The sequence below is a fragment of the Ruegeria sp. G10 genome (assembly GCF_056533645.1).
The window spans coordinates 478,418-490,791 of the sequence record NZ_JBQFOQ010000001.1; the positions used below are offsets into that span (position 1 = coordinate 478,418).

A 12,374-nucleotide genomic window follows, 5' to 3' on the forward strand; every position below is an offset into this window, starting at 1 on the left:
GCGGCAACCAACCGCATCATGCTATGTTGCGCAGCGTCGCAGAAATTGGTAAAGAAACTTAACCAATCCTGCAAAGGCCCGATATCATGCCCGTGATTACGACTATCGAAGATCTCAAACGCATCTACGAACGCCGCGTTCCGCGCATGTTCTACGACTACGCCGAAAGCGGCAGCTGGACAGAGCAGACATTTCGCGAAAACAGCTCAGATTTCGAAGACATACGACTGCGGCAGCGCGTTGCAGTCGACATGACCGGGCGCACAACAGCCTCGCAAATGATTGGGCAAAACGTGTCGATGCCGGTGGCATTGGCCCCGGTGGGGCTGACAGGTATGCAGCACGCAGATGGTGAGATCAAAGCGGCCAAAGCGGCTGAGGCCTTTGGTGTACCCTTTACCCTGTCCACGATGTCGATCAACTCCATCGAGGATGTGGCCGAAAGCACCTCGGCACCGTTCTGGTTCCAGCTCTATACGATGAAAGACCAAGACTACGTCGGGCGGCTGATCCAACGGGCCAAAGATGCAAAATGCTCGGCGCTGGTTATCACGCTTGATCTGCAAATTCTGGGTCAACGGCACAAGGACCTTAAGAACGGCCTGTCCGCCCCGCCAAAGCTGACCCCCAAGACCATCGCCAACCTGATGACAAAATGGGCCTGGGGCATCGAGATGCTGGGGGCCAAACGCCGGGAATTCGGCAATATCGTGGGCCATGTCCACAATGTCACCGACACCAGATCGCTGGGCACATGGACGGCGGAACAGTTCGACCCCAGCCTGGACTGGGGCAAGGTCGAGAAGCTGATGGAGCAGTGGGGCGGTAAGGTCATCCTCAAGGGCATTCTGGACGCCGAGGACGCCAAAATGGCGGCCAAGCTGGGGGCTGACGCGATTGTGGTGTCGAACCACGGCGGTCGGCAACTGGACGGCGCGCTCAGCTCGATCCGGGTCCTGCCCGAGATTATGGACGCAGTCGGCAGCGACGTTGAAGTACACTTGGACAGCGGCATCCGCTCGGGTCAGGACGTTCTGAAGGCATTGGCGCTTGGGGCCAAGGGCACCTTCATCGGCCGCGCCTTTGTCTATGGCCTGGGTGCGATGGGTCAGAAAGGTGTGACAACCGCGCTGGAAGTGATCCAGAAGGAGCTTGATACAACCATGGCCTTGTGCGGAGAACGCGACGTGACCAATCTGGGGCGCCACAACCTGCTGATCCCCGAGGATTTTGGCGGTCGCTGGCAAGCCTGACCGCTTGACGGACCCAAGGATGGGGGCGCTGCCCCCGCCGCCCTGCGGGCGCCTCCCCCGGGATATTTTTGGCCAGATGAAGCAGGGGATCCACACTTCATCTGGCTATAAATATCCCGGAGCGCGAGGCAGAGCCTCGCAAAAATCCAAGCTGGACAAAAACCTCTTTCCAATCCGGATGAATCAAGCTAAGGACGCGGCTTCACGCGGGCATACAGCCTTGGAGGATGCCCGCCCTAACATTGGAGATATATCATGGCTGGTGAGATTCCTGATCTCGTAGCTCTGGAACGGACGGGGACAGGCAAGGGCGCCGCTCGTCAGGCACGCCGCGATGGCATGGTTCCGGGCATTGTATTTGGTGGCGACAAAGACCCGCTGCCGATCAACATCCCGTTCAACGTTCTGTTCAAGCGTCTGAAAGCAGGCCGGTTCAAGTCGACCCTGTGGAACCTGAAGGTTGAAGGCCACGAAGACGTTCGCGTCATCTGCCGCGACGTTCAGCGTGACATCGTCAAAGACCTGCCGACCCACCTGGACCTGATGCGTCTGCGTCGGACCACCAAAATCGCGCTGTTCATCCCCGTCGAGTTCGTCAACGAAGAAGAAGCCCCCGGCATCAAGAAGGGCGGCGTTCTGACCGTTGTGCGCCCTGAGGTCGAACTGGTTTGCACCGCTGGCGACATCCCGGAGAAAATCACCGTCGATCTAACCGGCCTGGAAATCAACGACGTTGTGACCATTTCGGCGGTTGACCTGCCTGCAGGCACCAAACCGACCATCGACCGCGATTTCGTGATCGCGAACATCTCGGCACCCACCGGCCTGTCGTCCAGCGACGATGAAGAGGGCGAACAGGGTGAAGTCGCTGCAGATGAAGTCGAAGTCATCGGTCAGGACGACGCTGAAGAATAAGTCCGGCTATCTTCCTGATAATGAGACGGGGCCTGCCAGGGCCCCGTTTTTTTATGCCGCATTGGGCTGGCCTCTGGGCTGCAAATTATGCGATCAGTGGGTCCGCACTGCAGTTGGGACGGAAGCAATGAAACTCTTTGTCGGTTTGGGCAATCCAGGGCAAAAATATGCGCGCAACCGACACAATATCGGTTTCATGGCGTTGGACCGGATTGCGCAGGATCATGGTTTTGGCCCTTGGAAATCCAAGTTTCAGGCCGAACTGTCCGAAGGCCGCCTTGGCGGCGAGAAAGTTCTGTTGCTGAAACCGCAGACGTTCATGAACCGCTCGGGCCAGTCGGTGGGCGAGGCGATGCGCTTCTACAAGCTCGACTCTACCGATGTGACCGTATTTCACGATGAGCTGGATCTGGCCCCCGGGAAGGTCCGCGTGAAGGCCGGTGGTGGTCATGCAGGGCATAACGGTCTGCGATCGATCCATGAACACATCAGCCCCGCCTATGATCGCGTACGGCTGGGGATCGGGCATCCGGGGCGGAAAGAAATGGTCTCACCCTATGTCCTGAGTGATTTTGCCAAGGCGGATTCCGAGTGGCTGGAGGATGTGCTGCAGGGTGTTTCGGACGGGGCCGCGTATCTGGCAACGGACGACAACGGCAAGTTCATGAACGCGGTCGCACTGCGCACCGCCCCGCCCCGGTCTTCAAAATCGCCCGCTAAGGCCGATACCACACCCAAGGCTGTACCGGACACCGAACCAGCGCCGGATGAGCGCTCTCCGATGCAGAAGCTTCTGAACAAGTTCAGGTAGTCTTGCCGCCACGTTGCGATTGCGCGAAACGCCGGACCGAGGTCCAATGCTGGGAACGATCGGAGGTATTTTATGAAATCCGTGTTGAAATGGCTGATGCGTATCGTGCTGGCTCTGGTTTTGGCCGCCGCAGTTGTCGGGATCTGGAAACGTGAAGAAATCCAGCGGTTGATGGCCGTCAATTCGCTGTTCTCAGAAGACAAGATAGTTCACAATTTCTCGCACATGGACGAAGCCTTTTTGACCGTCGATCTGCCGCGCGGGAATGGCCCCACATGGGACCTGCCCTATGGCACCGGTTTCGATCTGCCGGCGGGCACGGACCAGTGGATCGAAGACCGCGCCGTGACCTCTTTGCTGGTCATGCAGAACGGCGATATTCGATTTGAGGAGTATTATCTGGGCACCGCGCCCGAAGATCGCAGGATTTCGTGGTCGGTTGCCAAAAGCTATCTCTCGGCTTTGCTGGGCATTCTGATGGAAGAAGGTGCCATTTCCTCACTGGATGACCCGGTCGTGCAATATGCACCGATGCTGACAGGCAGTGCCTATGAAACCGCGACGATCCGCAATGTTCTGAATATGGCCAGCGGCGTCACCTTTGACGAAGATTATCTGGATTACAATTCAGATATCAACCGGATGGGCCGTGTCGTGGCGCTGGGTGGCGAATTGGACGACTTCGCTGCTTCGCTGCAAGACAGTTTTGCGCCTCCGGGCGAAACCTGGCAGTACGTATCCATTGACACCCATGTCATCGGGATGGTCATCCGGGGCGCGACCGGGCGCAGCATTGCAGAGTTGCTGACAGAGAAGATCATTGACCCCATCGGTTTGGAACGAGACGGCTATTATATCACCGATGGTGCGGGTGTGGCCTTTGTACTGGGCGGCCTGAATTTCACAACGCGGGATTTTGCGCGATTCGGGCAGCTGATCCTGCAGAACGGGCTGCGTGACGGGCGTCAGGTCGTACCTGCCCAATGGATCAATGATTCGACGTGGCCCAGCGCCCCCACCGAACCCGGCAAGATCGGTTATGGTTATCAGTGGTGGATCCCGGTCGGCGCACGAGAGGGCGAGTTCATGGCGCGTGGCGTTTACGGGCAGTATATGTATTTTGATCGCACCCGGGGTGTGCTGATCGTAACGACGGGTGCGGATCGCAACTTCCGTGACGCTGGTGTCAGCGAACAGAATGTCGAAATGTTCCGCAAAATCGCACAAAGCCTGTAAAGTAGCGTCATGCAAAAGCAAGACAGTATCAATGTTCTGGGCGGGGTGCTTGCGCCCTGTTCGCGCGATCCTCTGACCGGGTTCTTTCGGGATGGGGCTTGCAACACCTGCCCCGAGGATCAGGGTAGCCACACGGTCTGCGCAGTCATGACAGCCGAGTTTCTGGCCTATTCCAAATATGTCGGCAACGACCTCAGCACGCCACGCCCCGAGTTCGATTTTCCCGGCCTCAAGCCAGGTGACAGTTGGTGTTTATGCGCAGGTCGCTTCATGCAGGCCCATGACGAGGGCTGCGCACCGAAAGTACATCTTGAGGCGACACATCAGCGCGCACTTGAGATCGTTCCGCTGGATGTGCTCAAACAAAACGCGCTTGATTAAGGCGGCAGGCCCGGCACAGGCCTGCCTCAATCAGATCAATCGACCGCCCGGCCTTCGGTATCGGACATATCGAAGTTCAGATAGCGCGCAACGGTCTGTACGTCCTTGTCTCCTCGTCCGCACATGTTCATGCAGATCAGGTGATCCTTGGGCAGGTCGGGCGCGATTTTCATCACGTGGGCCAGCGCATGGCAGGGTTCCAGCGCCGGGATGATGCCCTCGGTCGCACAGCACAGCTGGAAGGCCTCCAACGCCTCTTTGTCGGTGATCGAAACATAGTTGGCGCGACCAATATCGTGCAGCCAAGAGTGTTCCGGGCCAATGCCGGGATAATCGAGACCGGCCGAGATTGAATAACCTTCCAGAATCTGCCCGTCATCATCCTGCAGCAGATAAGTACGGTTCCCATGCAACACACCCGGACGACCGCCAGTCAGTGAGGCGCAATGCTCCATCTTCTCGTTCACGCCTTTGCCGCCCGCTTCGACGCCGATGATGTTGACATCCTTGTCGTCGAGGAACGGGTAGAACAGACCCATGGCGTTAGATCCGCCACCAATCGCGGCAATGATCGTGTCGGGCAAGCGCCCCTCGGCCTTCATCATCTGCTCTTTGGCTTCCTTGCCGATGATCGACTGGAAGTCCCGCACCATCGCCGGGTAGGGGTGGGGGCCGGCCACTGTACCGATGCAATAGAACGTGTCGCGCACGTTGGTCACCCAGTCGCGCAGCGCGTCGTTCATCGCGTCTTTCAGCGTGCCACGGCCCGAGGTCACCGGGATCACTTCGGCACCCAGCAGGCGCATGCGGAACACGTTCGGAGCCTGACGCTGCACGTCATGTGCGCCCATGTAGACGATGCATTTAAGGCCGAACTTGGCACAGACAGTGGCGGTGGCCACGCCGTGCTGCCCTGCCCCGGTTTCCGCGATGATCCGCGTCTTTCCCATACGGCGCGCCAGAATGATCTGGCCTAAGACGTTGTTGATCTTATGCGCGCCAGTATGGTTCAACTCATCACGTTTGAGGTAGATCTTCGCCCCGCCGAGATGCTCGGTCAGGCGTTCCGCGTAGTACAGCGGCGAGGGGCGGCCCACGTAGTTGGCCCAGAGGTCGTCCATCTCGGCCCAGAAGGTCGGATCATCCTTGGCTTTGTCATATTCCTCTTCCAGCGACAGGATCAATGGCATCAGCGTTTCACTGACGAACCGTCCGCCGAAAATGCCGAAACGGCCCTGCTCATCGGGGCCGGACATGAAGGAATTGAAAAGATCGTTGGCCATGGAAGTCTCCCGCGTCGTACCTGTTGTTCATAGGAGGTAGGCGCGCGATTTGCCATGGCAAAAACGTGCGGCGGATTACCGAGTCGCGTCAACAAACGCCTTGATAAGATCCGGATCCTTAACCCCCGGCGCGCTTTCCACGCCGGACGCCACATCGACCTGACGCGCCCCGGTCATGCGGATGGCTTCGCCCACATTGTCCGGGGTCAAGCCACCGGCGAGCATCCAAGGCTTGCGCCAGTATTTGCGACCGGCCAGCAAGCGCCAGTCGAAGGCCAGCCCATTCCCGCCCGGCAAAACCGCGTTTTTTGGGGGTTTTGCGTCAATCAGGAGCTGGTCGGCCACGTCGCTATAGGCATCAATCGCAGCCAGATCACCCGCGTCGGCAACCCCGATCACCTTCATGACGGGCAGGCCATACCGCTCTTTGACCTGCTGCACACGCGCGACGGTTTCGCCTCCGTGAAGTTGAAGCATATCGAACGGGGTGTTCTGGGTAATACTGTCCAGCAGATCATCCGACGGATTGACCACCAGGGCGACCTTGGCGACGCCTGCGGGAACAGACGCAAACAGCGCCGCAGCCTGTTCGGGCGAAACATATCGCGGTGACTTGGGAAAGAAGTTGAACCCAAGATATCGCGCGCCCGCATCCACCGCTGCGCGCACGTGATCGGGGGCGGTCAGACCGCAGATTTTCACGCTGATGTCAGACATGGACGGGCTTTAACTTGCCTCATCCAGCAGAGCAAGAACGTCATCCTGACCCTCATTCTGCTTTTTCTTGAGCTTCTTGACCTCACGCTCAAGCTTGCGCACTTCGCTTTTCTTGACCGTGGCGTCCTTGCGGTGTTTGTGCTCGCGCAGCCATTCCCACAGAAATCCGATGATCAGACCAGCGACGACACCGCCCAACACCACCAGAAATAGTGGCAAAGACGTGGTCAGGTTGAACCCGAGCAATTCGGACAGAGCGTCCGGCATCAGTTTCAATTCAACGATCTGTCGATTGGCCAGCGAGACCGAGACCAGAATGATCCCCAAAGCAGCCAGAAAAGCATAACGAATGTAGCGCATCATAAGGTCAGGCTTTACCGTTCAAACGGTCCCTTAGCAACTTGCCCGTTTTGAAAAACGGTACACATTTTTCTTCGACCTGCACGGTCTCGCCGGTGCGGGGGTTGCGACCCACACGGGCGTCCCGCTTTTTCACCGAGAACGCGCCAAAGCCGCGCAGTTCCACGCGGTCGCCGCGCGCCATGGCATCGGTCACTTCTTCAAAGACGGTATTCACAATCCGCTCGACATCGCGTTGATAGAGATGCGGGTTTTCGTCAGCAATTTTCTGAATCAATTCCGAACGGATCATGCGTGTTACCCTCCCAGGTGACCGTTTTTCCAAGTCTATCGTTTTGCGTAGTATAAGAAAAAACCGGGTTCGGGGGAACGTAAACTCTGCGCCATCAGGGTTCAAATTATGGCAAACTCGCGCGTTTTTTTGCCAATGCCCCGGATTTCCACCCGTATTGAGCGAACCTGACGCGCGATAACCCGGAAAATCGGAACATATTGATTCGCAACAAAAACGGCCCCGCGCTGTCGCACGGGGCCGAAAATCATCTTCAGACTGACGCCTGAGATCAGTCGCCGGATTTCAGCGCTGCACCCAGGATATCGCCCAGCGATGCGCCAGAGTCGGAGGAACCGTACTGTTCCACGGCCTCTTTCTCTTCGGCGATTTCGCGTGCTTTGATCGACAGACCCAGACGGCGGGTCTTGCTGTCGACGTTGGTGACACGAACGTCGACCTTGTCACCGACCGAGAAACGCTCGGGGCGCTGTTCGGCACGGTCACGCGACAGGTCCGAACGGCGGATGAACGACTTCATGCCTTCGTACTCGACTTCGATGCCGCCATCTTCGATTGCGGTCACTTCAACGGTCACGATCGAGCCACGCTTCACGCCGCCCACGGCTTCGGCGAACTTGTCACCGACCAGGGCTTTGATCGACAGCGAGATACGCTCTTTCTCGACGTCCACTTCCGAAACAACCGCCTGAACGACGTCGCCTTTGCGGTAGTTCTGGATCGCATCCTCGCCACGCTCGTCCCAAGACAGGTCGGACAGGTGAACCATGCCGTCGATGTCGCCTTCGAGACCAATGAACAGACCGAATTCGGTGATGTTCTTGACTTCGCCTTCGACCTCGGTGCCCTCGGGGTGCGTTTCTGCAAACACTTCCCACGGGTTGCGCTGAGTCTGCTTCAGACCCAGAGACACGCGACGCTTGGCGCCGTCGATTTCCAGAACCATGACGTCGACTTCCTGGCTGGTCGAAACGATCTTGCCAGGGTGGACGTTTTTCTTGGTCCAGGACATCTCGGACACGTGCACCAGACCTTCGACACCGGCTTCCAGCTCGACGAACGCGCCGTAGTCGGTGATGTTGGTGACGCGACCCTGATGGACCGAGCCCAGCGGGTATTTCGCAGCAACCAGATCCCACGGATCTTCCTGCAGCTGCTTCATGCCCAGGCTGATGCGGTGGGTCTCTTTGTTGATCTTGATGACCTGAACCTTGATGGTTTCGCCGATCGTCAGGATCTCGGACGGGTGGTTCACACGGCGCCATGCCATGTCGGTGACATGCAGCAGGCCGTCGACGCCGCCCAGGTCAACGAATGCACCGTATTCGGTGATGTTCTTGACGACACCCTCGACGGTCTGACCTTCGGACAGGTTGCCGATAACCTCGGCGCGCTGTTCGGCACGCGATTCTTCCAGGATTGCGCGGCGCGACACAACGATGTTGCCACGGCGGCGGTCCATTTTCAGAATCTGGAACGGCTGCTTCAGACCCATCAGCGGGCCAGCATCGCGCACGGGGCGCACGTCAACCTGCGAGCCGGGCAGGAACGCAACTGCGCCACCCAGATCGACGGTGAAGCCACCTTTGACCCGACCAAAGATTGCACCTTCGACGCGCTGGTCGTCGGCATATGCTTTTTCCAGACGGTCCCATGCCTCTTCACGGCGGGCCATCTCGCGCGAGATGACAGCTTCGCCACGGGCGTTTTCTGCGGCGCGCAGGTAAACTTCAACCTCGTCACCAACAGCGATTTCAGGGGCTTCGCCGGGATTTGCGAATTCTTTCAGATCAACGCGGCCTTCCATTTTGTAGCCTACGTCGATGATGGCTTGGCCGGCTTCGATCGCCAGAACCTTACCTTTGACAACAGAACCCTCTTCGGGTGTGTCCATTTCGAAGCTTTCGTTCAGGAGGGCTTCGAATTCCTCCATGGATGCGTTAGCCATCTGGCGTTGTTTTCCTTTACATACGTTTTTGCTGGCCGAGCGGTTGTCTCCGCCGGTCTTGTTTCATGATGTCTTCAGACGTGACCCGGTGCGCCTTTGAGCAAACAAACACAAAGGGCCGAGGTAACCCGGCCCTGCTCAGAAACGTCATCCGGACGTTGACCGCCCTTGTATCGACAGCGCGCGTATAGGCGGATTCCGCAACATGCGCAAGGGCAAAGCCCATATGTGCAATGTCCAGCGGCATTACGCCTTATGGGCCCATGTCTTTGCGTCGCGCTGCAGCATCGCCTGCTCGACGGCGTTCAGCCTGCCAATCGCAGCTGTCGGATCATCACAGCCACCGTTCTGGTTCCATATCTTGAGGGCCGAAGTCGGGCTCCACGGCAAACAAGCCTGCGCCAGCCATCGGCGCAGCGGCCGCGGCAACGCATCATAGCGTTGCATCGGCGAAACCTGCCGGCGCCGACGTTTCAGCGTACTGCGCAGATTGCGGGCCGTGCCAGATGAGGTCTGCCTGTATTCAGAATAGTACATGATGTGATGATATTACATTTCTTTCAATCACGTGCAATATAGATTTGGGGACCATCTTGAATAGACACACAAAAAAATGGGGCAGAGACAAAAGTCTCCGCCCCTTATTCTGGAAAATCCGGTGTGATCGACCGCGCGGCCTAGAACAACTGGAGGTCCTTCTTGCCGCTCTGAATCTCAGCAAGGTTCGGCATGCTCTCGGGCTTCATCGGCGCCGCTGGAACCTGGGCCTTTGGGTTCATTGCGGCCGCCATGCCATAAGCGGGTGCGTCTAGCTCTCCGCGGATATCACGCAGCAGCGTTTTATGATCGGGCATCGTTTTTATGATCTGCGCCAGATCCGCTTTGGCCTGCTTCATCCCCTGATACCAGATCGGTTTCTTCAGGGGGCGCAGCCGGTCGCGGATACCCGGGCCATAGCCGGTATCATAGACCTGCTTGCCCAGCAAAACAGTCTGGTACACGCGGTCATCAAACAGCGTTGTGAACTCGGTATCGTGGTTCATCGGCAACCGGTACTGCCACAGTTCCAGATTCTCGGCCAACCGGTCCGGAACCTTCATCTGTGTACGGGCGTCGATCCAGTACGGGTCATCGGTGCGGTTGCCCAGACGATAGTGCAGACAGATGAAATCCAGAACCTCATCATACAGCTTGTTCACCTGTCGGTTATATCTGCTGCGCAGCGACGGCTCGATCTCGCGCGTCGGCAAATGCTCGGCGAACCAGCGTACAGCGTGATCAATCATATGGATCGCGGTGCTCTCAAGCGGTTCGATGAAGCCGCCGGACAACCCGACGGCCAGACAGTTCTTGACCCAGGCATTGCGCACGCGTCCGACCCGCATCGGGATCACGCGCGGTGTCAGGCCCTTGCCGCTGTCGCCCAACCATTCCAGATATTCATCCGCCGCCTGATCATCCGTGCGATGCGCGGACGAGTACACATAGCCCGTCCCAACCCGGTTGTAGAGCGGCACGCGCCACGTCCAACCCGCGCCAAGCGCCGTTGACCGGGTCAGGCTTTCGATCTTCTCAGGATCCGGGTGTTCCACCTGCAAGGCCATGGCGCGGTCATTGGGCAGATAGTCCGAGTAGTCCATGAACGGCTCACCCAGAGCCTGATTGATGATCAATCCACGGAAGCCAGTGCAGTCCACGACCATCTCGATGTCATGGCGACCCGCGCGTTCCAGCATCAGATGGCTGACATTGCCCTGTTCGTTCAACTCGACCGAGGTCACCTCATCCCGGATGTGCTCGACCCCGCGCTTAGTGCAGACCTTGGACAACATGCCCGCGAATTTTACCGCATCCAAATGATAGGCATACCCGAAACGCTGTTCGAACTCGGGCTGACCCAATTGGCGCGCGCCTTTGCACAAGCGTCCCAGATCGTCATGCGGCGAGATCGACTGTGTAAAGTCGCGATCCCCGTTGCCGAAACGCAGGAAGTACTCGGCGGCTTCCAATCCATACAGGGTCTGACCATGGGCGAAGGGGTTCACATAGTCGATGCGGTTGCCCTTGGCATCCTTGTTCCAGTTGCAAAACTTCACGCCCAGCTTGAAAGACGCGTTGGTTTCGCGGAAGAAGTCGCGCTCGGAAATACCCGCTTCGCGCAGCGTGCGCGGCATGCGCGGCACCGTGGCCTCGCCCACACCGACGGTTGCGATGTTCGGGCTTTCAATCAGACAGAGGCGCGGGCGATCTTTGGGGGCGGATGTGCGGGCAAACACCATATCCAGAAGCAAGGCGGTCATCCAACCAGCCGTACCCCCACCAACGATGGTGATTTTACGCAAACGATTATTCATATTTTGGTGTCCCTGTTGGCTCGGGGGATTCTAAAGCTGCCTCCTCCAGTTGTGAGTGTTGGAGGTTGAACGACAGCAGTCCCATCTTTGCTCGGGCGACTATAGCAGCTTTCGGTGCTGCAGCCATAGCTTTTGCGCCGCTGATGGTGATTTACCCGGGCTACGGATCGGGCGCAGATCAGCGCGCATCCCCAAACGCGGATCGCATCAGATTTCCTCACCTTTTTTCAACAGCTCTTCGATCAGGTCACGCTGCAAATCCTGGCTATCGCCACCTCCGAATTCCGCCGCCCCGCCGGAATACAGGGTGCCATAGGTCCGGGCGATATTCACGGTTTGGGCCAGACCCGAAATCAGTTGTTCCTTTTCCAGCAATGACAGCGGATGGATAAAAGCAGCCCACAAGGTCCCGTTGGCAATCGCGTAGCGCGCATCCAGCGTGCTGTCGAAATTCGCCTGCATCATACGCTGCAAGTCCGCTGCCGACAAATCTGCGGCGCTGCCGATCGGCACCATTGCCCGCATCCTGTCAGCCACCGTGTCTGTGATCACCAGTACCTTCAGATCAGAAACCGTCAACTCGAACCCCGGCCCCACCGGCTGCGCCTCGGGGTCGAGCGCGAAGATGATCTTGCCCAGACGCTCATATGTCATCGGAGGCTCGGCCTCGGGCACCGGTGCATCGGTTTCCTGAGCAGCCGCGCTGCCTGCCAGAAAGAAAAGTATCAAGGCTAGTCGGATCATGGGCAACTCCTACGCTTGCGACATGAGCTTAAGCCGCCTGCCAGCGTCTGGCCAAACAAAGCTATGTGAGCAGTCTTTGC

General features: G+C 58.1%; 13 protein-coding genes. 5 read left to right on the forward strand and 8 right to left on the reverse strand.

Features of this window, described 5'->3' with window-relative positions; all coding sequences use genetic code 11:
• Positions 1 to 86: 86 nt before the first annotated feature.
• The 5 genes from ACR0KM_RS02330 (at position 87) to ACR0KM_RS02350 (ending at position 4,596) form a co-directional block, all read left to right on the forward strand.
• Positions 87 to 1,253 carry an alpha-hydroxy acid oxidase gene (locus tag ACR0KM_RS02330; protein ID WP_480856794.1) on the forward strand — a complete coding sequence of 389 codons (1,167 nt, stop codon included), beginning with the start codon at positions 87 to 89 and terminating at the stop codon, positions 1,251 to 1,253.
• 255 nt (positions 1,254 to 1,508) lie between these two features.
• Entirely contained in the window at positions 1,509 to 2,168 is a 660-nt protein-coding gene (locus ACR0KM_RS02335; protein WP_480856792.1) for a 50S ribosomal protein L25/general stress protein Ctc, read from the forward strand.
• Positions 2,169 to 2,295: 127 nt separating this feature from the next.
• On the forward strand, positions 2,296 to 2,979 hold the full coding sequence (gene pth / locus ACR0KM_RS02340) for an aminoacyl-tRNA hydrolase (RefSeq protein WP_480856790.1): 684 nt from the start codon (positions 2,296 to 2,298) through the stop codon (positions 2,977 to 2,979).
• A 72-nt stretch (positions 2,980 to 3,051) separates the two neighbouring features.
• Positions 3,052 to 4,215 carry a serine hydrolase domain-containing protein gene (locus tag ACR0KM_RS02345; RefSeq protein WP_480856788.1) on the forward strand — a complete coding sequence of 388 codons (1,164 nt, stop codon included), beginning with the start codon at positions 3,052 to 3,054 and terminating at the stop codon, positions 4,213 to 4,215.
• A 9-nt stretch (positions 4,216 to 4,224) separates the two neighbouring features.
• Entirely contained in the window at positions 4,225 to 4,596 is a 372-nt protein-coding gene (locus ACR0KM_RS02350; RefSeq protein ID WP_480819306.1) for a DUF2237 family protein, read from the forward strand.
• 35 nt (positions 4,597 to 4,631) lie between these two features.
• Here ACR0KM_RS02350 and trpB read toward each other — a convergent pair whose 3' ends face one another.
• From trpB to ACR0KM_RS02390, 8 genes are all read right to left on the reverse strand, one after another.
• A complete protein-coding gene (gene trpB / locus ACR0KM_RS02355) occupies positions 4,632 to 5,879 on the reverse strand; it encodes a tryptophan synthase subunit beta (protein WP_480819305.1) in 1,248 nt (415 codons plus the stop codon).
• Between the two features lie 75 nt (positions 5,880 to 5,954).
• On the reverse strand, positions 5,955 to 6,596 hold the full coding sequence (locus ACR0KM_RS02360) for a phosphoribosylanthranilate isomerase (protein ID WP_480819304.1): 642 nt from the start codon (positions 6,594 to 6,596) through the stop codon (positions 5,955 to 5,957).
• 9 nt (positions 6,597 to 6,605) lie between these two features.
• On the reverse strand, positions 6,606 to 6,956 hold the full coding sequence (locus ACR0KM_RS02365) for a lipopolysaccharide assembly protein LapA domain-containing protein (protein WP_480819303.1): 351 nt from the start codon (positions 6,954 to 6,956) through the stop codon (positions 6,606 to 6,608).
• Between the two features lie 7 nt (positions 6,957 to 6,963).
• Entirely contained in the window at positions 6,964 to 7,248 is a 285-nt protein-coding gene (ihfB, locus tag ACR0KM_RS02370; protein ID WP_050603110.1) for an integration host factor subunit beta, read from the reverse strand.
• A gap of 271 nt (positions 7,249 to 7,519) precedes the next feature.
• On the reverse strand, positions 7,520 to 9,196 hold the full coding sequence (gene rpsA, locus ACR0KM_RS02375) for a 30S ribosomal protein S1 (protein WP_480856786.1): 1,677 nt from the start codon (positions 9,194 to 9,196) through the stop codon (positions 7,520 to 7,522).
• Positions 9,197 to 9,442: 246 nt separating this feature from the next.
• The gene (locus ACR0KM_RS02380) at positions 9,443 to 9,733 is read right to left on the reverse strand and encodes a DUF6525 family protein (RefSeq protein ID WP_480856784.1); all 291 of its coding nucleotides are present in this window, start codon (positions 9,731 to 9,733) and stop codon (positions 9,443 to 9,445) included.
• Positions 9,734 to 9,873: 140 nt separating this feature from the next.
• Positions 9,874 to 11,550, reverse strand: a complete 1,677-nt coding sequence (locus tag ACR0KM_RS02385; protein ID WP_480856782.1) for a tryptophan halogenase family protein — start codon at positions 11,548 to 11,550, stop codon at positions 9,874 to 9,876.
• Positions 11,551 to 11,757: 207 nt separating this feature from the next.
• Positions 11,758 to 12,294 carry a hypothetical protein gene (locus tag ACR0KM_RS02390; RefSeq protein ID WP_480856780.1) on the reverse strand — a complete coding sequence of 179 codons (537 nt, stop codon included), beginning with the start codon at positions 12,292 to 12,294 and terminating at the stop codon, positions 11,758 to 11,760.
• Positions 12,295 to 12,374: the final 80 nt, after the last annotated feature.

Bases quoted from the DNA above. Each gene is read 5' to 3' on its own strand.
- ACR0KM_RS02335 (WP_480856792.1), top strand. From the start codon at position 1,509: ATGGCTGGTGAGATTCCTGATCTCGTAGCTCTGGAACGGACGGGGACA.
- trpB (WP_480819305.1), bottom strand. From the start codon at position 5,879: ATGGCCAACGATCTTTTCAATTCCTTCATGTCCGGCCCCGATGAGCAG.
- ACR0KM_RS02345 (WP_480856788.1), top strand. From the start codon at position 3,052: ATGAAATCCGTGTTGAAATGGCTGATGCGTATCGTGCTGGCTCTGGTT.
- pth (WP_480856790.1), top strand. From the start codon at position 2,296: ATGAAACTCTTTGTCGGTTTGGGCAATCCAGGGCAAAAATATGCGCGC.
- ACR0KM_RS02365 (WP_480819303.1), bottom strand. From the start codon at position 6,956: ATGCGCTACATTCGTTATGCTTTTCTGGCTGCTTTGGGGATCATTCTG.
- ACR0KM_RS02330 (WP_480856794.1), top strand. From the start codon at position 87: ATGCCCGTGATTACGACTATCGAAGATCTCAAACGCATCTACGAACGC.
- ACR0KM_RS02380 (WP_480856784.1), bottom strand. From the start codon at position 9,733: ATGTACTATTCTGAATACAGGCAGACCTCATCTGGCACGGCCCGCAAT.
- ACR0KM_RS02360 (WP_480819304.1), bottom strand. From the start codon at position 6,596: ATGTCTGACATCAGCGTGAAAATCTGCGGTCTGACCGCCCCCGATCAC.
- ACR0KM_RS02350 (WP_480819306.1), top strand. From the start codon at position 4,225: ATGCAAAAGCAAGACAGTATCAATGTTCTGGGCGGGGTGCTTGCGCCC.
- ihfB (WP_050603110.1), bottom strand. From the start codon at position 7,248: ATGATCCGTTCGGAATTGATTCAGAAAATTGCTGACGAAAACCCGCAT.
- ACR0KM_RS02390 (WP_480856780.1), bottom strand. From the start codon at position 12,294: ATGATCCGACTAGCCTTGATACTTTTCTTTCTGGCAGGCAGCGCGGCT.
- ACR0KM_RS02385 (WP_480856782.1), bottom strand. From the start codon at position 11,550: ATGAATAATCGTTTGCGTAAAATCACCATCGTTGGTGGGGGTACGGCT.
- rpsA (WP_480856786.1), bottom strand. From the start codon at position 9,196: ATGGCTAACGCATCCATGGAGGAATTCGAAGCCCTCCTGAACGAAAGC.